This is a genomic window from Phytobacter cepae (assembly GCF_054165735.1).
In genome coordinates, this window is sequence record NZ_CM135107.1 from 1,496,222 (window position 1) to 1,514,310 (window position 18,089).

Genomic DNA, 18,089 nt, shown 5'->3' on the forward strand with positions numbered 1-18,089 from the left:
TTAAATTCCGCAGTTGATGTTGAGTAATGGCGCTCTTTTTTGGTCATTTTTATTAATGCCAAAGCCTCTTTTTAAACGCAAATTTGCCAACCACTTCACCTTATTGAAACAGCGTTTCGACAACGATCACATTTCTATCATTTACCGAATGACGCAGAAATAAATCGCAATAGAATAAATTAAAACACTGTTTTACAAATCAAGAACACAAGTTCTCGGGTTTTTAAAACCTGGACGGGATAAGTTAAATCTAACAGAAAAAAGAATACAAATCATAAGGTAAGGGAGATGACTTATTGAGTCAGACACACGACAGATGCGGCTTCGCCATGGATAAAGAGGCGTGGTTGCGGCAACACCAGCAGATTCCGTTTTACACCATTGATTGCCAGGTAGGTATGTATGAATGAAAACAAAATGCTGGGGCTTGCGTGGATATCTCCCTATATCATTGGGCTGATACTCTTTACGGCATTCCCTTTCGTTTCATCTTTCTTTCTCAGTTTTACTGATTATGATTTGATGAGTCCGCCGGTATTTAACGGCATTGAAAACTATCGCTACATGTTTACAGAAGATACGCTTTTCTGGAAATCAATGGGCGTGACCTTTGCCTATGTATTTTTAACCATCCCATTGAAACTTGCTTTTGCGCTGGGAATTGCATTTGTACTGAACTTTAAATTACGCGGCATTGGGTTTTTCCGAACTGCTTATTATATTCCATCAATCCTTGGTAGCTCAGTCGCCATTGCCGTTTTGTGGCGTGCGCTGTTTGCGATTGATGGCCTGCTGAACAGCTTTATTGGCGTATTTGGATTCGACGCGGTGAACTGGCTTGGCGAGCCCTCTTTAGCGTTGATGTCGGTGACATTGCTGCGCGTCTGGCAGTTTGGTTCTGCGATGGTTATTTTCCTGGCCGCCCTGCAAAACGTTCCGCAATCCCAGTATGAAGCCGCGATGATTGATGGCGCGTCTAAATGGCAGATGTTCATGAAAGTCACCGTGCCGCTGATTACGCCGGTTATCTTCTTCAATTTTATTATGCAAACCACCCAGGCGTTTCAGGAATTTACCGGGCCGTATGTGATTACAGGCGGTGGGCCAACTTATTCCACCTATCTGTTCTCGTTATATATCTACGACACCGCATTCAAATACTTCGACATGGGTTACGGCGCTGCGCTGGCCTGGATCCTGTTCCTGGTCGTCGCTGTCTTTGCTGCCATCGCCTTTAAGTCTTCGAAATACTGGGTGTTCTACTCCGCCGATAAGGGAGGCAAAAATGGCTGATATTCAGGAAATGTCTACGGCGAGAAGCATTGCGGAACGTGAAGTTGCCCGCACGCAACGCAAAGAGAAAATCAACGCCAGCATTCGTTACGTGATCCTGCTATTTGTGGGCGTGTTAATGCTCTATCCGCTGGTGTGGATGTTCTCTGCGTCGTTCAAACCGAACCACGAGATCTTCACCACGCTAAGCCTGTGGCCTGCACACGCCACCTGGGACGGCTTTATTAACGGTTGGAAGACCGGCACGGAGTACAACTTTGGTCATTACATGCTGAACACGTTTAAGTATGTGATCCCAAAAGTGATTCTGACCATTATCTCCTCCACCATCGTGGCGTACGGCTTTGCCCGCTTCGATATTCCGTGGAAGAAGTTTTGGTTCGCCACGCTCATTACCACCATGCTGCTGCCAAGCACCGTGCTGCTGATCCCGCAGTACCTGATGTTCCGTGAAATGGGCATGCTGAACAGCTACATGCCGCTTTACCTGCCGCTGGCCTTTGCCACGCAGGGGTTCTTCGTCTTTATGCTGATTCAGTTCCTGCGCGGCGTGCCGCGTGACATGGAAGAAGCCGCACAGATTGACGGCTGTAACTCCATCCAGGTGCTGTGGTACGTGGTGGTGCCGATTCTGAAACCGGCCATCATCTCCGTCGCATTGTTCCAGTTTATGTGGTCAATGAACGACTTTGTCGGGCCGCTGATTTATGTCTACAGCGTGGATAAATACCCGATTGCACTGGCTCTGAAAATGTCCATCGACGTCACCGAAGGTGCGCCATGGAACGAAATTCTGGCAATGGCGAGCATCTCCATTCTGCCCTCTATCATCGTCTTCTTCCTGGCGCAGCGCTACTTCGTACAGGGCGTTACCAGCAGCGGAATTAAAGGTTAAAAGGGAAATATCATGGCTGAAGTTATTTTCAACAAACTGGAAAAGGTTTACTCCAACGGCTTCAAAGCGGTACATGCTATCGACCTCAAAATCGCTGAAGGGGAGTTCATGGTGATTGTTGGGCCATCCGGCTGCGCGAAGTCAACCACCCTGCGTATGCTGGCCGGTCTGGAAACCATCAGCGGCGGCGAAGTGCGCATTGGCGAAAAAATCGTGAATAACCTCGCGCCAAAAGAGCGCGGGATTGCGATGGTGTTCCAGAACTATGCGCTCTATCCGCACATGACCGTGCGTGAAAACCTGGCCTTTGGCCTGAAGCTCAGCAAGTTGCCAAAAGCGCAGATCGAAGAGCAGGTTAACGAAGCGGCAAAAATCCTTGAACTGGATGAACTGCTGGACCGTCTGCCGCGTCAGCTTTCCGGTGGGCAGGCACAGCGTGTGGCGGTAGGTCGTGCCATTGTGAAAAAGCCAGACGTGTTCCTCTTTGATGAACCGCTGTCAAACCTCGATGCCAAGCTGCGCGCCTCAATGCGTATCCGTATCTCCGACCTGCACAAGCAGTTGAAAGCCTCCGGCAAACCGGCCACCACCGTCTATGTGACGCATGACCAGACCGAAGCGATGACCATGGGCGACCGCATCTGCGTCATGAAACTGGGCCATATCATGCAGGTGGATACCCCGGACAACCTGTACCACAAACCGAAAAACATGTTTGTTGCTGGCTTTATTGGCTCGCCAGAAATGAACATCCGTGCCAGCAAACTGGTGTCGCAGGAGGGGCAGTTGTCTCTGACCATCGGCAACCAGACCCTGCCGTTAAGCGCAGAGTTGAAAGAGAAGGTCGCGGCTTACGCGGATCAGGACATCTTCTACGGCATTCGCCCGGACTTTGTGTCGATCTCCGATGAGCCCTTCGCCCAGGGCAGTTGCAGCGGCGAGATGGTTCGTGCTGAAAACATGGGGCATGAATTCTTTGTTTACCTGAAGGTCGGCGAATACGAACTGACTGCCCGAATTCCTTCCGATGAAGCTAAGCCTCTGATCAACAAGGGCCTTCATCGTCAGGTGTACTTTACGTTCGACATGCATAAGTGTCATATCTTTGACGCAAAAACTGAACAGAACATCTCTCTCTGACTGGAGTTATAAAAATGAAAAAAGTGCTTTTAAGCGCAGCCATCTCCGCTACTCTGGGCCTTACTGCTTTGCCATCGATGGCGCAAGATGTTGATTTACGTATGTCCTGGTGGGGGGGCAATGGCCGTCACCAGGTCACACTGAAAGCGCTGGAAGAGTTCCACAAGCAAAACCCGGATATTAACGTTAAGTCGGAATACACCGGCTGGGATGGTCACTTATCCCGTCTCACGACCCAGATTGCGGGCGGCACCGAGCCGGATGTGATGCAGACTAACTGGAACTGGCTGCCGATCTTCTCCAAAAACGGCGACGGCTTCTACGATCTGAACAAAATGAAGGACGTCATCGACCTGACCCAGTTCGATCAGAAAGAGCTGCAGTCCACCACCGTTGACGGCAAGCTGAACGGGATCCCCATCTCGGTGACCGCGCGCGTGTTCTACTTCAACGACGAAGCGTGGAAAAAAGCGGGCGTTGAATACCCGAAAACCTGGGATGAGCTGAAAGCTGCCGGTAAAGCCTTCGAAAGCAAGCTGGGCAAACAGTACTACCCGGTCGTGCTTGAGCACCAGGATACCCTGGCGCTGCTGAATTCGTACATGGTGCAGAAGTACAACGTGCCTGCGGTCGACGAGAAAGCGAAAAAGCTCGCCTGGAGCAAAGAGCAGTGGGTGGAATTCTTCCAGACCTATAAGGCACTGGTGGATAGCCACGTCATGCCGGATACCAAATATTACGCCTCGTTCGGTAAGAGCAATATGTACGAGATGAAGCCGTGGATCGAGGGGGAGTGGGGCGGGACCTACATGTGGAACTCCACCATCAAAAAATACTCCGACAACCTGAAGCCACCGGCGAAGCTGGAGCTGGGCAGCTACCCCATGCTGCCGGGAGCAACGGATGCTGGCTTATTCTTTAAACCTGCACAAATGCTCTCCATTGGTAAAACCACCAAAAACCCGGAAGCCGCAGCAAAAGTGATTAATTTCCTGCTGAACAGCAAAGAGGGTGTCGAAACCCTGGGCCTGGAGCGCGGCGTTCCCTTGAGTAAAGTGGCGGTGAAATACCTGACCGAAAGCGGCGCAATCAAGGAGAACGATCCGGCGGTAGCGGGCCTGCGTCTGGCGCAGTCTCTGCCAACAAAATTGTCCGTCTCACCGTACTTTGACGATCCGCAAATCGTTGCCCAGTTTGGTACGGCATTGCAGTACATCGACTACGAGCAGAAAACAGTAGAAGAGACGGCGGTGGACTTCCAGCGTCAGGCTGAACGTATCCTGAAACGCGCAATGCGTTAATCAGTCTCTTTCATCAATACCCTGTTGCCACCGCGGCAGGGTATTTTTTCAGATGATCCTACAAGGACCAAATAATGAAAGGCAAAATCATCCCACTCTCATTTCGCACGCGCAAGGACAGTTTGACCGGGCACGATGTGATACGGATGACGCCCCCGCACATCATTTGTCACCGCAACTATTTTTATCAAAAATGTTTTACCCGTGATGGCAACAAGCTCATTTTCGGCGGTGCGTTTGAAGGCCACTGGAACTACTACCTGTTGGATATCGCCAGACAACAGGCCACACAACTGACCGAGGGGGCCGGGGATAATACCTTTGGCGGCTTCCTCTCCGCTGACGATCGCGCGCTGTGGTATGTGAAAGAGAATCAGCAACTGCGGCGTGTCGATCTCGACAGTCTGGAAGAGCGCGTGGTGTATGAGGTCGACAGTGACTGGGTTGCCTACGGCACTTGGGTCGCCAACAGCGACTGCACCCGGCTGGTGGGCATTGAGATTAAAAAAAGCGACTGGCAGCCGCTTACCGACTGGCGTAAGTTCCGCGAGTTTTACTTCACTCACCCGGAGTGCCGCTTGATCAATATCTGCCTGCAAACCGGCGAACGGCGTGTGATGCTGCAGGAAAAGCGCTGGCTGGGGCACCCGATTTATCGCCCGTTCGACGACCACACCGTGGCGTTTTGCCATGAAGGCCCCCGCGATGTCATTGATGCGCGGATGTGGCTGATTAACGAAGACGGTAGCAACCTGCGTAAGGTGCGTCAGCACGGCGCGGGTGAAAGTTTTACCCATGAGTTTTGGGTGCCGAACGGGTCTGCGCTCTGCTACGTGGCGCACAAAGAGAACGACCCCAAGCGTTATCTGTTCAGTGCCGACCCGCTGACGCTGGAAAACCGCCAACTGATGGCGATTCCTCCCTGCTCCCATCTGATGAGTAATGATGACGGCACGCTGATTGTCGGCGACGGTGCCCCGCACAATACCGGCGATATCAGCCTTAACGATCCGTTTATCTGGGTATTTGATATTGCAAAGGGCACGCAAACGGCTATTTGTCAGCACAACACTAGCTGGAAAGTGCTCAACGGCGACCGCCAGGTAACGCATCCGCACCCCTCCTTCTCACCGGATAATCAGTGGGTGCTCTATACCTCAGATGAAGAGGGGATGCCGGCGCTGTATCTTGCGCGCGTCTGAGCCCTCTGGAGCAGAAACAGAAGTGACCAGGCCTTAACGCGAGCGAGGGCGCTTATCACCTGCGCTGCGAGTAACGCGAAGTGCAGCGCGATTCGATATTGTAAGGCATTGTTTTTAAATTATATTTCACCGATCGGACCGCAGGTTGAACCCTGTCGTCGAATTCAAGGAGTGCATCATGGCAAAAGGTATGCGGGTCAAACTGAACTATGAGGTCAGCCAGGATCCGGATACAGGCGTGGAAATTACCCGCCTGACCCCCCCTGAAGTAACCTGTCATCGTAACTACTTTTATCAGAAGTGTTTTTTTAACGATGGCAGCCATCTGCTGTTCGCCGGAGAATTCGACGGTCACTGGAACTACTATCTGCTGGATCTGAAAAAGGCCGAAGCGGTGCAACTGACCGAAGGCGCAGGCGATAACACCTTCGGCGGTTTCCTCTCCCCGGACGACCGTTCTCTTTATTACGTCAAGAACGATCGCACCCTGCGGGAGGTCAATCTGACGACGCTCGTCGAGCGCGAAGTGTACCGCGTGAGCGATGAGTGGGTCGGCTACGGCACCTGGGTGGCCAACTCTGATTGCACTAAACTGGTCGGTATCGAAATTGCGAAGCGTGACTGGACGCCGCTGAACGACTGGAAAATCTTCCACGACTTTTTCCACAAAGGCCCGCACTGTCGCCTGCTGCGCGTAGACCTGCAGAGCGGTGAAAGCCGCGTGATTCATGAAGAGAAGAACTGGCTGGGCCATCCGATTTATCGCCCGTTTGATGACCATACCGTTGCGTTCTGTCATGAAGGCCCGCACGATCTGGTGGATGCCCGCATGTGGATGGTCAACGAAGACGGCAGCAATGTGCGTAAAGTGAAGGAGCACGAAGAGGGTGAAAGCTGCACCCATGAATTCTGGGTGCCGAACGGTTCGTCACTGATGTATGTGTCCTACCTCAAGGGGCAGCAGGGGCGCACTATTTACAGCTTCAATCCGGATACGGGCGTCAATCAAGCCGTAATGCAGATGCCGGCCTGTTCTCACCTGATGAGTAACTTCGACGGCACGATGCTGGTGGGCGATGGCTCCGGTACGCCGGTGGATGTGGAAGACACCAGCGGCTATACCATCGATAACGACCCGTATTTGTATGCCTTCGACGTGGCGAAGGAAGCTTACTTCCGCATCGCCCGTCACGATACCTCGTGGGCAACCGTGGCGAACAGCCGTCAGGTGACGCATCCGCACCCCTCCTTTACCCCGGATGATACCGCGGTGCTGTTTAGTTCCGATAAAGACGGCAAGCCTGCTCTCTATATCGCGAAACTTCCTGAACAACCCGAAATGCTACGTTTCTGATTTTTCTGAGTATTTATCACGGCACATGCCCTCCTCACGGAGGGTTTTTTCTGCCTTTTGATTAAGTTGTTCAGAATGACCTTATTAGGTTTTAACCGTCACGGTCTGATAAAGTAAACCACGGCATCTGGCAAATAAAAAAGCCGGCTACTGAGAGTCGGCCTTTTTATACAGCGAATTTACGTTTTCTATCAGAAGGAATAAGCCACGCCTAAACGGAAACGGGTCTGACGTTCGTCGGTGTCTTTCACGCCCACGTTACCGACTTCAACATACGGAGACCAGTTTTTATCAATTTTGTAGGCTACCTTGGCATTATATTCGTTAGAGTAATCTTTATTATTGTTACGAATGGTCCCTTCAGAACTTTTCGCATATACGTAATTCAGCTCGGTGCGGAAATCACCCATTACCCAGCCGACCCATGCATCACCACGGTTGACTTTGTCATCATCTTTATTCGCATTTGATGGGTAGCGCGTATATTCATAACGATAACGGGCTGCGACGAAAAATCCATTTTCGAAAGTATATTGTGCATGTAAATTGGGTTTGTAGATCGTGCGGCTGTCAATACTTTCAATGGTAAATGCCGGGGTGACAGAAATACGATCTGTTGCTTTCCAGCGCCAACTGATTTGATCTTCGTGACCATTACCCACAACGTCAGTAAAAGGCTGATCGGCGTTATCGCCGCCTGATTTCCACTTTGCTTCAACGGAAAAACCCAGCCCATTATCAAAGCGATGCGAGACAGCAACACGATCGGCGTTCGTGCCGCTATCGATATACTCATGGCGTAAGTCAACGGTGACAGCCTGAGCCGCAAAAGATGCACCAACAAAAGAGGCAAGGACCAGAGATTTTTTAAACATGAAAAACCCTCAATTGAAATAATGTTTCGTTTTTATGAAATTGTATTTTATTTTTTAGTTAACTGTATTTTAGTGATCGAGATCGTAATTGTTTGTTTCATTTTTTTTGATAAAGATCAACGTGACGGGTGTCAACAATGTGGCGCTGATTAGGATGTTTTTTAGGGTTAAGATCACAAAAAATAATGGCTTATTCTTTAATGAACGATCGCTCAGTTTGAATTAAGTTTGAGAAAGGGCGTATGCAGGGGAAATATGCTTTCACGTGCAACGAAATTTCGTTAAAGAAGGGCAATAAGGAAATAAGACTGATTCAGTTGTGGCTTCCGATATGTGGCAAACGGGTGAAAGGGGTGGGGACGTGCAGCTCCGTTTCGGCGATAATTTCCGCTAAAAAATCGGCTACTGCTCTGACCCGTGTCGACGACAGCAGGTCAGCATGACTGACCAACCAAAGCTCTTCAGAGAAGACCCGTTCGGCAGGGATCACTTCGACAAGCTCTTCATACTGCGCCGCGATATAACAAGGCAATACGGCCAGGCCCAGACTGGCGGTGACGGCGGCAACCTGCGAGGCAAGGCTGGTGGTGACCAGCGCGGAAGGTGTTGTGGGCGAGGCTTCGCTGAGCCATTTTGCAGAAGGCAAGTGGCTGTATGAAGCATCCCATGTGATAAAGCGTCTCCCCGCAAGCGGATGGTTTTCGGCGGCCGGGTGATGATGAAGATAACGCGCCGTGCCGTATACCGCAGAATCCATAACCCCCATTTTACGGATCTTTAGTGAGTGCTGTTCAGGGCGCACCAGCCGCAGGGCAAGATCGGCATCATTCCTGACCACTGAGACCGTGTTGATACCTGTCGCCAGTTCCAGCGTAATCTCCGGATAGCGCGCCATGAAACGAGGCAACGCGGGTATGATCAAATGGGTTGCCAGTGTTTCTGCCGTGGCCAGACGAACTGTACCGGCGGGGATGAGGTCGCGCCCGGATGCCCTGTTTTCCAGAGACAGCACTTTGCTTTCCACTTCCTCAGCATACTTCAGAACGTCATGCCCGGCATCGGTCAGAAAATAGCCTGTCTGATGATGCACAAAAAGGCGGGTATGCAGACTGGTTTCAAGCGCGCTAATCCTGCGGGAAACGGTTGACTGGCTGACGTTAAGCTCGCTCGCCGTCTTGGTCAGACTGCGTGTCCGCGCAACCGTGAGAAAAAAGCGTAGATCGTTCCAGTCCATATTTCGGCGACTTATATTTTCTATAAATGGAAAATGATTGTCTTATTTTATGCGTATTTTTCTAAATATGGAAAAAATAAACTGTTTAACACGAGGAAAACACCGTGTAACAGGAATAAAGGCATGCAACGTAACAACATCCGTGACCCACAGGCACTGAGCGCAAAAGAGGTGGTGAAAGCCTATCTCGCCGAATTTGCGAAAGGAAATATCGAAGAGATGCTCTGCCTGCTGGATGAAAATGTCGTCTGGCATATCGATGGCGACCCCGCGGTCTCGACCGTTGGATTACTGCAAGGGCAACAAAAGGTCAGGCACTGGCTGGAAAGCTTCCCGGAAAATTTCAGACCGCAGAAATTTATCATTAACGAGCTGATTGAACACAATGAGAGCGTTTTGGTGCTCGGGCAATTTCGTCATACGGTACTGAGCACGGGAAATGCAATCGGCAGCGACATGGTCATCCATTTTAAGGTATCGCGTTCGAAAATTACGCGTTATCAGATATTTGAAGATTCAGCACTGCTGAGCCGGGCTTTTAATGCTGAGGATAAGTGGCAACAGCAACAGATTAGAGTCAATGGCACCTTGTATCGTTACCGCGACTGCGGCGAAGGGCCGACCCTGTTTTTTGCCCATGGACTGTTCGTCAATCATGAGATTTTCTCGGCTCAGGTCCGTTCGCTGAGTCAGACGCACCGCTGTATTGTGCTGGATATGCCAGGGCACGGGCAGAGCGGGTACTCTCCTGGCGGCTGGACCCTTAACGATCTCAGTCGGGATCTTGCGCTGATGATCCAGGAACTTTCGCTCGGTAGCGTTACTTTCATTGGTCAGAGCCAGGGCGGGATGGTTGGGATCCGTCTCGCAGCCACCCAGCCGCAGCATGTCTCCGGCCTGGTGCTGATTGGGACCAGCGCCAGAGCAGAATTCCCTGAGCGGCTGGAACACTGGCGCAGCCAGCGTGACATTTTATGCCACGGCACTGACAGGGCGCGAAAAGAGCAGTTTGAGGCTATTCAGGAGCAGATCAATGGCAGAGCGTGGTTAGAGAACAATCCCGCTGCCGCCGCCCACGAACGCAACATCATGCTTTCCCATGACAGGAAGGGGCTCGCCCTCGCCCTGGATGCCGCTGTATTTACGCGTGGCGATATCAGGGCATTACTGCCCGACATTCAGGTGCCGACACTCATCATTTGTGGTGAAGAGGATAGCGCGACCCCTGTTGAACTCAGTCTCGAAATGGCGGATACGATCCCTGACGCAAAAATGGTGATATTAGCCAAAACAGGTCACCATCCGCCCGTTGAGGACGCGCCGGGCGTCACGGCGGCGATAGTTGAATTTTTGCAGTCAGGGCTCTTTAACTGCTGAGAACTGTCGGTTTGGCGCAGCCTGTACCACTGCACCAAACCGAAATACCTTAGGGGCGTTCTCTGTTCAGCAGAGCATCATTCTGCCCGAGGGGCTCTTTAAGGATTGCTCAATCTCTGATGCATGTAATCAATCAGTGCGCGTGTTTTGGCGGGCAAATAACGCCTGTCTGAATAGAGGGCGAACAGTTGCAGTGGGGCTGCCGATTGTTCAAACTCAACCTCAATTAACCGGCCATCGTTGATGTACGGCTGGCAGGCTTGTTTCGACAAAATGGCAAAACCGACACCTGATACCGCCGCGCGTCCAGCCATCTCTCCGCTGTTAACCCGATAATGGCCTTTAACCTTAATTGTCTCGAACCCTCCCTTTATATTCACAAACTGCCAGGGCGCACCTTTCAAGGCACTGACCGTTGTAATACAGGGCAACTCTTCAAATTGCTGGATACGAGAAGGGGTGCCATAACGTTCAATGATCGAAGGGGCTGCCACAACGGTGCAGGGGATAGTCATGAGATGTCGGGCTATGTAATCACTGTCATCCATCTGACCACGGCTAATAATGACTGCTAAATCCAGATCGTCTCGCAGGGAGTCGAAACCCGATAAATTAGTGATACAGCTTAACTCCAGGTCCGGGTGCTGACAGGCGAAATCGGCAATAACAGAACCCAGCAACGCCGGACCTATTTCATTAGGAATACAGATACGTAATGGGCCTTTGAGCAGCATTTGCCGCAAGGTTAATTCGGTCTCAGTTTGCTCAAGCGCCTCCAGTAATGGCTTCGCGCGGGTATAGAGTAAGTGCCCCGCCTGGGTAAGTTTCATATGGCGGGTGCTGCGCTCAATGAGCTGAAGATTCAGCTTTTCTTCTAATTGAGAAATACAACGACTCACATTGGATGTCGGCATTTCCAGAACTTTCGACGCCCCGACAAAACTTTCTCTTTCAACCACCGCAATGAACACGTTCAGGGTATTAAAATCAAGAGCCGGCCGCATAAATTATCCCATATTTGATAACAATCAGTGCCATTTTTACCATCTAATCTACATCATTGATAGCAGTTAAACTCGGGTCTCTTTCATTGACAGGTAGCTTACTATGCCACTCAATACACCGACGTTTAATCATAAAGCCCTTATGCGAATGGCCTTGGTAATGGCGTTTATCCAGTTCACTAATGCGCTGGAATATATGGCGTTTACGCCCCTATTTACTTTTATGGCAGACCGGTTTTCGGTTTCTGTATCCTTTTCTGGCTATGTCTCGGGTGTGTATACCCTGGGGGCGGTCCTGTCTGGCATCATGGCTTTTTATTGGATCGACGTGTTTAATAAAAAACAATTCTTGCTAAAGAATATGGGGCTGCTGGGAGCGCTCACCTTTTTGTCCACGTTGACGACGCAGTTTGACACACTACTGATACTACGATTTTGCGCAGGAATGGTGGGGGGAACGACAATGGGGGTGGGGACGAGTATTTTAATGAATTATGCCCCTGCAAATTTACGTGGAAAAATACTGGCGACGGTGATTGCATCATTTTCGATGGTTAGTATCGTCGGAATGCCAGCCGTATTATTCTTGTGCACGCACTATGGCTGGCAGAGTGCATTGTGGTTAATCAGTTTACTTTGCCTGGTCTCTTTACCTTTGATAGTCCGTATTCTTCCTGCAGATACCCCCCCTTCAGGCGTAAAGGCTAAGCTGTCTATTGATATTCAAACCTTACTTTTCGCCTCTTGTGCTGCCGGTGTGCAATTTAGCCCCATGCTGATTATTCCCATCCTGGCACCATTGCTGACGCAATATCTGGGGGCACAACAAAACCTGTTACCCTTATTGTTCTTATGTGGCGGGATTGCAGGTTATCTGTCCACAAAAATAACGGGGATGCTTACATCGCGTTTATCTGCGCTGATGTTGGCCACCGTTTCAACGCTGTTGTTTATAGGAAGTTTGCTGATTCCTGCGATGGGCTATCATAATCCAGTGCTATTTATCACCTTATTTCTTGCTGCCTCCTACAGCCGACTTGTCTCTGCTTCCGCGGTTGCTGTCCATTATCCTACGGATGAACAACGTGCCAGTTTTTCTTCATTACAGACGGTCATGATGTTCCTGATTACGACGCTCGCCTTTTTTCTTTCGTCCTTATTATTGCCTGCGCAGGGAATCACAACGCCCAACCTGAACAGACTGTTGGCGATCGGTGCGATTGCCGCCTCTGGATTTCCCATCATGGTCATCATACTTCAAAAGAAACTGGCCAAACGTCATCTCCAGTCTGACCATATTATCAACCAGTAATTTAACGTCCGTGGCTGGTATAAAGCGGCTAGTCTTGAGGAGAAATTTTTAGCTAAGCGTGGAAGTAGGGCAGGATAAAACCGTAGCTATTCACGGATTGAATTTCGTCCTGACTTCCGGCTATTCTCAACGTTTTTCATGACGAGCCAGAGCAATGAGCCCAACGCTTCCAGACGTTATCCGCTTTATCCGTGAGTTCGCAGGATTGCGGAAACAGCCTATCGATGAGAATTCGTATATTGAGAACGATCTGCATATTACCGGTGATGACGGCGTGGCGCTTTTACAGGAAGCAGAGAAGGCTTTCGGCGTCTGTTTTGAAACGGATGAGCATAATCTGAGGACGCTCTTTTCGATGAAAGAAAATGAGTTCCTGTTTAGCTCTGAGGGGTTAGACCTGTTCGGCATTTCACGTTTTTTTGCAAGGTTGCGAGGGATCCCGGATTCGACGGTCCGGGACCTGACGGTCGGCGAATTCCATCAGGTACTGGTCAAGCTCCGTTCATCGCAAGCCAAATAGCTATCCGTCAGGTGGGCTCTTCCTTTTCAATAAGGCCCTGCCTGTCTTCTGGTATAAATTCCCACGATTATAGTGAGCAGCGAAATGTTCCCGTTTCCCATTCCACCCACGCTATGATGAGAAAAAACCAGGATACCGAAGATGAAAACTGTCGAAATTTTGCTCTACACTCTTAAACCCGGCACCGGGAAAGCGTTCCACCGAATTATGACGGAAGAAAGTGTTCCTCTTCATCAGTCAGCAGGAATGGATGTAATTTCTTTCGGCATATCTGCCCATGAAGATGACGCTTATTATCTCATCAGAGCGTATGACAGCCTCTCCCACCTTGAATCCTCTCAGGCGTCTTTCTATAGCAGCGAAGCGTGGCGGTGTGGCCCCCGGCAGGCCATTATCGACAGAATAAGCATTAGCGTTAAATCAGTGCTCGCTATTAGTGAAAATGCAGTTGAGCATTTACGAACCACGGTGCCAATTCGTCAGTCCGCTTAACCCATCAATGCCGCGGTGGTAAGGCCGATGACGCTTGACAACGATATTCTTATTTTAGCATTATCTAAATTTAGGGAATGCTAAAGTATTAGTTATGAACGATCTGAATCTGCTGCAAAGCCAGGCTGAAAATGCTGCCGCCTTACTTAAGACGCTGAGTCATCCTCAGCGGTTATTGATTTTGTGCGTGCTGACTGGAAAACCTGGAACAGAAGCGGGGGAACTAAGCAGACTGAGTGGTCTTAGCCCTTCGGCCACTTCTCAGCATCTGGCGAGAATGAAATCTGAAGGTTTGATTGAGGGGACTCGCCAGGCCAGATATGTCAGATACAGCATCAAGAATGAGGCGATTTTTGCCGTCGTGCAGACGCTCAAGAATATTTATTGTCCTGGAGAATAAGATGTCTTCTGAATTTGTGACACCGGCTGAAGCACTCGCTCTGTCTGAACGCAAGGTCATACTGATAGATATTCGTGGTCACGATGAATGGCGCAGAGAGCATATTTCCGCTGCCCGCTCAATGCCCCTCGAACAGCTTCAACCTGGCTGTTTTGGTGAATTATCATTGCGTGATAACGAGACGGTGGTTTTTCACTGCCAAAGTGGGACACGCACGAATAACGCCGCAGCGCAGATCAGGGCTGCAGTGCATCCGGCAAAAGCATTGATTATGCAGGGCGGCCTTAACGCATGGAAAGCAGCCGGCTATCCGGTTCAGGTTGACCGCCGTCAACCGTTGCCATTGATGCGCCAGGTACAACTCACCGCGGGCGCGCTGGCACTGTGCGGCACACTCGCAGGGGCGCTGCTGAGTCCTGTTTTTTATATTATTCCAGGTTTTGTGGGCGCAGGTCTGGTATTTGCAGGCGCGACAGGTTGGTGTGGGATGGCAAAATTACTGGCAGTTATGCCATGGAATCGATAAACAGCAGGCGGGACTATTCCTTTCTGACAATTCGCGCAGCCTGCATCGAGTGAGAAGGGGAGAGTGTTTAGATAACCGCCAGTAGCTTGAAAGTTATCTATCAGGCTGAATCAGGTGTGTCGCAATCCCCCATTTGAGCGCGATACATTTTCCATCAATCAAATCGAAAACAGAATAACTCGCATTGGGTTGAGCGTACCGGGAAAAATTATTGAGCGACCCTTCTTTAAGGATTGCCAGCACTCCCTGGCTGACATGCCCGTGAGAAACAATACAGACGGTCTGATGTTCCCCGAGATCTTGCAGATTTTGTAAGAAGTCCATCACTCGGCGAGAGGCTTGCGCTAATGACTCGCCACCCGGGGGGCAATACGCGGCATCATGCACGAACAATGCCTTGGCATCTTGCAAATGGTTGCGGGTGAAGTGCGCAAATGACATCCCTTCAAAGCAACCAAACGCCTGTTCAATTAGAGAGGGTTCCACTCTCAACGGGCAATGAAAGCCGTCAGCCAGGCTCAGCCCCATTAGCCTTGCGCGTCCAAGCGGGGAGCTATAAACACATTCTATCGGGTAGCCGATCTCCGTAAGCGTTGTCAGTAATGCAGATGTTTCACGTATTCCACGGTGAGTCACAGTGCTATCGCTATGCCCCTGGATAATCCCTTCCAGATTCCACTCGGTTTCTGCATGTCTTACCAATATCACTTTCATCGTAATGTGAATCCGTCCGCCAGCGCGATGACAAATAGGTTGACCTGTTTTAATGAGATGGTGCTCTCTGTTCAGGATGAAAGCGTAGCTTAATGCCGTTAGGGTGACGTTTGAAGCCGATGTTGAGTCAATTAAGTGAATAATGTCCGCTTTTTGCACGAAAAATAAACAGCCTCATGTGACCAACAGCTTTGGCCGGGGCAGTTTTACTCTTTTAGAAAAGCCAGGAACCGAACTTTGCTATGGCTTATCTGGCTCCGGTCTCGCCAGGCAGCGCAAAGCTTTTACTGCGCGTCCGTGTCGTTCCCTCTTAAAACCTTGACCTTTTATTAAGGTCAAGGTTTAGGGTTGCTTAAACGTTATTTCGCCTTAGCGAGAAAGCCCGAAACCTAACGCATAAAGTGGGGCTTTCAGATCACCCGGTACGGAAGGATCTTGTTCGAGGACAGCGCCCATAGATGCGGGAAGCGCAAAAGGCAGGCGGCCAGAATAAGGAACATCTGACATCAGCCGTGAAAACAGCACTTCGTCACTCAGGCCAAAGTTAGCAATAAATGCCTGCGTTTTATCGGTTATCCCGGTTAGTACAGCGGGTCTTTCCATATACATTGTCATGACTACCGGCACTTTGCGGGCGACATCGTTCAGGGTCGTCATAACTTCGCTGTCCGCTTTATATTCAAGTGAACCTTCATGATGACGTCGACCAAAAAAGTAATTGTAGTGGGGCTGTTCAAACGGAGCAGACGTTCTCATCACCGCGACCTCGGCATCTTCAGCCCGGTCGACTACCGCTAAGCCCGCTTTTTTAGCTGCCGTCGCATCGGCACCATAAAGCCACACGCGGGTCCCTGGTTTAAGAGGAAGGATATGCTTGTTCTGTAGCAGAACCAGGGACTGCATTTGCGCCTGGTTGGCTTCTTTCTGTGTCTCCTCGCGTCCCACAATTTTTTCAGCATCTGCGGCATTTACGTAGGGCTGCTCAAACAGACCAAGCTCAAATTTTTGCTTAAGAATGCGTTGGGCAGACTGGTTAATACGACTTTCACTAATTAGCCCCTTTTCAACGGCTTTTGTGATTATGTCTGAATCAGTAACGCCGCCAAACTGGTCGATACCCGCCTGAATGGCCTTAACGAACCGCTGTTCTTTGGTTAATGATTCAACCCCCCAGGGCATGCCGCCTGTTACGGGTTTTTTACCCTCTGGCGCGCCATGGATACACTCGTCATCGCAATCGTTTGTAATTAACCAGTCGCTGATAATGACGCCGGTAAAATTGTACTGCTCCCTCAGCAACTCGGTTAATAAAAAATGACTATAGCCCGCCGCAACGGGTTCCGGAGATTTACCGTTCAGGCTGACGCCTTTGAGAACCGAATAAGTCGGCATGACGGCGGCAACCCGAGATTCAAATGCCCCTTTAAAAGGAACAATATGCTGTTGAAGATTGTTGGTTTTAAATACCACATCTTTGCCATAGGCGTTATGTCCATCCCACCCGTCTTCTGCGGCACCATAACCAACCCAGTGCTTAACCACCGCCGCTACGCCTTGCGGGTTAAGTCCCTGGCTACCGTTTTGCATGCCGGTGATATAACCGCGGACCAGTTTTCTGGCCAGTTCTGGATCCTCACCAAACGTGCCGCTGATACGTGCCCAGCGTGGTTCGGTGGCAATATCGGCCTGAGGTGAGAGAGCCTCGGTGATCCCTACCGCGCGGTACTCTTGCCCAATTTTGCTGGCAAATGTTCTGGCGAGGCTTTCGCTACCTGCCGCACCGATGCCGATAGGCTCAGGCCATTGACTGAACTTACCTGCCGGGTTGCTGATACCTGCCAGCGCCTGATATGAATTACGTGGGTCGGTGCTGACAGTCACCGGAATACCCAGACGGGCCTTTTCAGCAATCTCCTGCAAATGATTGTTCTGTTCAGCGAGACGACGCGGCTCTTTACCGCCAAGACGTGTAAGGATGCTATTGATATGTGCATCAACAATCATCTTTTGCGCAGCATCTAAATCATAAATATCACCATTGCCAAAGTTATTTCCGCTTACTGGCCCGGTGCCGTGCATCATAAGGCCGGCTTTCTCTTTAAGTGTCATTCGTCGAGTTAAATCATTTGCCCGTTGCGTTGCAGACAAACGCCAGTCTTCATACTGGTTAAGCTTCCCGTCACGATTCATGTCTTTAAACTGATAGCCATCTTGTGACAATAACGGAGCGCTTGTATGCCCGAGTTCAGGTTGGGAAATATTTTGCGCATTCACCGTTAACGCGACCGGCGCGCATAGTACAGCCAGTAATTTAAATTTGACGAATAAGTTATCGTTTTGCATATGTCCTCGAAAACCCTGTACTGCTTGCTTTAAAGAAAATGAGTTTATGATAAACCGGAGATTGAGAATTGCCTGCGGTTTAAAATAATTCTGCATTTATTTCGATG

At 50.1% G+C, this 18,089-nt stretch carries 17 protein-coding genes; 12 read left to right on the forward strand and 5 right to left on the reverse strand.

The genetic code is table 11. From position 1 onward, the window contains the following. Nucleotides 1-402 precede the first annotated feature (402 nt). The 6 genes from ACUY4Q_RS06940 (at nucleotide 403) to ACUY4Q_RS06965 (ending at nucleotide 7,185) form a co-directional block, all read left to right on the forward strand. Nucleotides 403-1,293: a carbohydrate ABC transporter permease gene (locus tag ACUY4Q_RS06940; RefSeq protein WP_458046317.1), complete on the forward strand. Its 891-nt coding sequence runs from the start codon at nucleotides 403-405 to the stop codon at nucleotides 1,291-1,293. Beyond that, nucleotides 1,286-2,188, forward strand: a complete 903-nt coding sequence (locus tag ACUY4Q_RS06945) for a carbohydrate ABC transporter permease (RefSeq protein ID WP_458046318.1) — start codon at nucleotides 1,286-1,288, stop codon at nucleotides 2,186-2,188. The genes ACUY4Q_RS06940 and ACUY4Q_RS06945 overlap by 8 nt, the downstream gene beginning before the upstream one ends. Nucleotides 2,189-2,200: 12 nt before the next feature. Next, nucleotides 2,201-3,328: an ABC transporter ATP-binding protein gene (locus ACUY4Q_RS06950; protein WP_458046319.1), complete on the forward strand. Its 1,128-nt coding sequence runs from the start codon at nucleotides 2,201-2,203 to the stop codon at nucleotides 3,326-3,328. Nucleotides 3,329-3,342: 14 nt separating this feature from the next. Next, entirely contained in the window at nucleotides 3,343-4,629 is a 1,287-nt protein-coding gene (locus ACUY4Q_RS06955) for an ABC transporter substrate-binding protein (RefSeq protein ID WP_458046320.1), read from the forward strand. A gap of 71 nt (nucleotides 4,630-4,700) precedes the next feature. Continuing rightward, nucleotides 4,701-5,831: an oligogalacturonate lyase family protein gene (locus ACUY4Q_RS06960; RefSeq protein ID WP_458047278.1), complete on the forward strand. Its 1,131-nt coding sequence runs from the start codon at nucleotides 4,701-4,703 to the stop codon at nucleotides 5,829-5,831. Between the two features lie 178 nt (nucleotides 5,832-6,009). Then, a complete protein-coding gene (locus tag ACUY4Q_RS06965; RefSeq protein WP_458046321.1) occupies nucleotides 6,010-7,185 on the forward strand; it encodes an oligogalacturonate lyase family protein in 1,176 nt (391 codons plus the stop codon). Nucleotides 7,186-7,376: 191 nt separating this feature from the next. Here the strand turns inward: ACUY4Q_RS06965 and ACUY4Q_RS06970 are convergent, their stop codons facing one another. Both ACUY4Q_RS06970 and ACUY4Q_RS06975 read right to left on the reverse strand, forming a co-directional pair. Continuing rightward, nucleotides 7,377-8,060 carry an oligogalacturonate-specific porin KdgM family protein gene (locus tag ACUY4Q_RS06970; RefSeq protein ID WP_458046322.1) on the reverse strand — a complete coding sequence of 228 codons (684 nt, stop codon included), beginning with the start codon at nucleotides 8,058-8,060 and terminating at the stop codon, nucleotides 7,377-7,379. A 313-nt stretch (nucleotides 8,061-8,373) separates the two neighbouring features. After that, the gene (locus ACUY4Q_RS06975) at nucleotides 8,374-9,294 is read right to left on the reverse strand and encodes a LysR family transcriptional regulator (RefSeq protein WP_458046323.1); all 921 of its coding nucleotides are present in this window, start codon (nucleotides 9,292-9,294) and stop codon (nucleotides 8,374-8,376) included. Between the two features lie 123 nt (nucleotides 9,295-9,417). On the opposite strand from ACUY4Q_RS06975, the gene ACUY4Q_RS06980 reads away from it, so the two are divergent. After that, complete coding sequence (locus ACUY4Q_RS06980; protein ID WP_458046324.1) at nucleotides 9,418-10,671, forward strand: alpha/beta fold hydrolase; 1,254 nt, start codon at nucleotides 9,418-9,420, stop codon at nucleotides 10,669-10,671. Between the two features lie 98 nt (nucleotides 10,672-10,769). On the opposite strand, the gene ACUY4Q_RS06985 is transcribed toward ACUY4Q_RS06980, so the two are convergent. Next, complete coding sequence (locus tag ACUY4Q_RS06985; RefSeq protein ID WP_458046325.1) at nucleotides 10,770-11,675, reverse strand: LysR family transcriptional regulator; 906 nt, start codon at nucleotides 11,673-11,675, stop codon at nucleotides 10,770-10,772. A 103-nt stretch (nucleotides 11,676-11,778) separates the two neighbouring features. Between ACUY4Q_RS06985 and ACUY4Q_RS06990 the strand changes: the two genes are divergently transcribed. The 5 genes from ACUY4Q_RS06990 to ACUY4Q_RS07010 all read left to right on the forward strand — a co-directional run bounded on the left by ACUY4Q_RS06990 (nucleotide 11,779) and on the right by ACUY4Q_RS07010 (nucleotide 14,925). After that, the gene (locus ACUY4Q_RS06990) at nucleotides 11,779-12,987 is read left to right on the forward strand and encodes an MFS transporter (protein ID WP_458046326.1); all 1,209 of its coding nucleotides are present in this window, start codon (nucleotides 11,779-11,781) and stop codon (nucleotides 12,985-12,987) included. Between the two features lie 154 nt (nucleotides 12,988-13,141). Continuing rightward, nucleotides 13,142-13,507: a hypothetical protein gene (locus ACUY4Q_RS06995; RefSeq protein WP_458046327.1), complete on the forward strand. Its 366-nt coding sequence runs from the start codon at nucleotides 13,142-13,144 to the stop codon at nucleotides 13,505-13,507. 141 nt (nucleotides 13,508-13,648) lie between these two features. Beyond that, nucleotides 13,649-13,999, forward strand: a complete 351-nt coding sequence (locus ACUY4Q_RS07000) for an NIPSNAP family protein (protein WP_458046328.1) — start codon at nucleotides 13,649-13,651, stop codon at nucleotides 13,997-13,999. Between the two features lie 94 nt (nucleotides 14,000-14,093). Then, the gene (locus ACUY4Q_RS07005) at nucleotides 14,094-14,399 is read left to right on the forward strand and encodes an ArsR/SmtB family transcription factor (RefSeq protein ID WP_458046329.1); all 306 of its coding nucleotides are present in this window, start codon (nucleotides 14,094-14,096) and stop codon (nucleotides 14,397-14,399) included. A gap of 1 nt (nucleotide 14,400) precedes the next feature. Then, entirely contained in the window at nucleotides 14,401-14,925 is a 525-nt protein-coding gene (locus ACUY4Q_RS07010; RefSeq protein WP_458046330.1) for a rhodanese family protein, read from the forward strand. A gap of 93 nt (nucleotides 14,926-15,018) precedes the next feature. Here ACUY4Q_RS07010 and ACUY4Q_RS07015 read toward each other — a convergent pair whose 3' ends face one another. Together ACUY4Q_RS07015 and ACUY4Q_RS07020 are read right to left on the reverse strand one after the other, a co-directional pair. After that, nucleotides 15,019-15,639, reverse strand: coding sequence for a histidine phosphatase family protein (locus tag ACUY4Q_RS07015; protein WP_458047279.1), 621 nt, complete (start codon nucleotides 15,637-15,639; stop codon nucleotides 15,019-15,021). Between the two features lie 369 nt (nucleotides 15,640-16,008). Then, nucleotides 16,009-17,982, reverse strand: a complete 1,974-nt coding sequence (locus ACUY4Q_RS07020) for a glycoside hydrolase family 3 protein (RefSeq protein WP_458047280.1) — start codon at nucleotides 17,980-17,982, stop codon at nucleotides 16,009-16,011. Nucleotides 17,983-18,089 lie beyond the last annotated feature (107 nt).

Bases quoted from the DNA above. Each gene is read 5' to 3' on its own strand.
- ACUY4Q_RS07020 (WP_458047280.1), bottom strand. From the start codon at position 17,982: ATGCAAAACGATAACTTATTCGTCAAATTTAAATTACTGGCTGTACTA.
- ACUY4Q_RS06985 (WP_458046325.1), bottom strand. From the start codon at position 11,675: ATGCGGCCGGCTCTTGATTTTAATACCCTGAACGTGTTCATTGCGGTG.
- ACUY4Q_RS06980 (WP_458046324.1), top strand. From the start codon at position 9,418: ATGCAACGTAACAACATCCGTGACCCACAGGCACTGAGCGCAAAAGAG.
- ACUY4Q_RS07000 (WP_458046328.1), top strand. From the start codon at position 13,649: ATGAAAACTGTCGAAATTTTGCTCTACACTCTTAAACCCGGCACCGGG.
- ACUY4Q_RS07005 (WP_458046329.1), top strand. From the start codon at position 14,094: ATGAACGATCTGAATCTGCTGCAAAGCCAGGCTGAAAATGCTGCCGCC.
- ACUY4Q_RS06955 (WP_458046320.1), top strand. From the start codon at position 3,343: ATGAAAAAAGTGCTTTTAAGCGCAGCCATCTCCGCTACTCTGGGCCTT.
- ACUY4Q_RS06990 (WP_458046326.1), top strand. From the start codon at position 11,779: ATGCCACTCAATACACCGACGTTTAATCATAAAGCCCTTATGCGAATG.
- ACUY4Q_RS06975 (WP_458046323.1), bottom strand. From the start codon at position 9,294: ATGGACTGGAACGATCTACGCTTTTTTCTCACGGTTGCGCGGACACGC.
- ACUY4Q_RS06945 (WP_458046318.1), top strand. From the start codon at position 1,286: ATGGCTGATATTCAGGAAATGTCTACGGCGAGAAGCATTGCGGAACGT.
- ACUY4Q_RS06995 (WP_458046327.1), top strand. From the start codon at position 13,142: ATGAGCCCAACGCTTCCAGACGTTATCCGCTTTATCCGTGAGTTCGCA.
- ACUY4Q_RS06965 (WP_458046321.1), top strand. From the start codon at position 6,010: ATGGCAAAAGGTATGCGGGTCAAACTGAACTATGAGGTCAGCCAGGAT.
- ACUY4Q_RS06970 (WP_458046322.1), bottom strand. From the start codon at position 8,060: ATGTTTAAAAAATCTCTGGTCCTTGCCTCTTTTGTTGGTGCATCTTTT.
- ACUY4Q_RS06940 (WP_458046317.1), top strand. From the start codon at position 403: ATGAATGAAAACAAAATGCTGGGGCTTGCGTGGATATCTCCCTATATC.
- ACUY4Q_RS07015 (WP_458047279.1), bottom strand. From the start codon at position 15,639: ATGAAAGTGATATTGGTAAGACATGCAGAAACCGAGTGGAATCTGGAA.
- ACUY4Q_RS07010 (WP_458046330.1), top strand. From the start codon at position 14,401: ATGTCTTCTGAATTTGTGACACCGGCTGAAGCACTCGCTCTGTCTGAA.
- ACUY4Q_RS06950 (WP_458046319.1), top strand. From the start codon at position 2,201: ATGGCTGAAGTTATTTTCAACAAACTGGAAAAGGTTTACTCCAACGGC.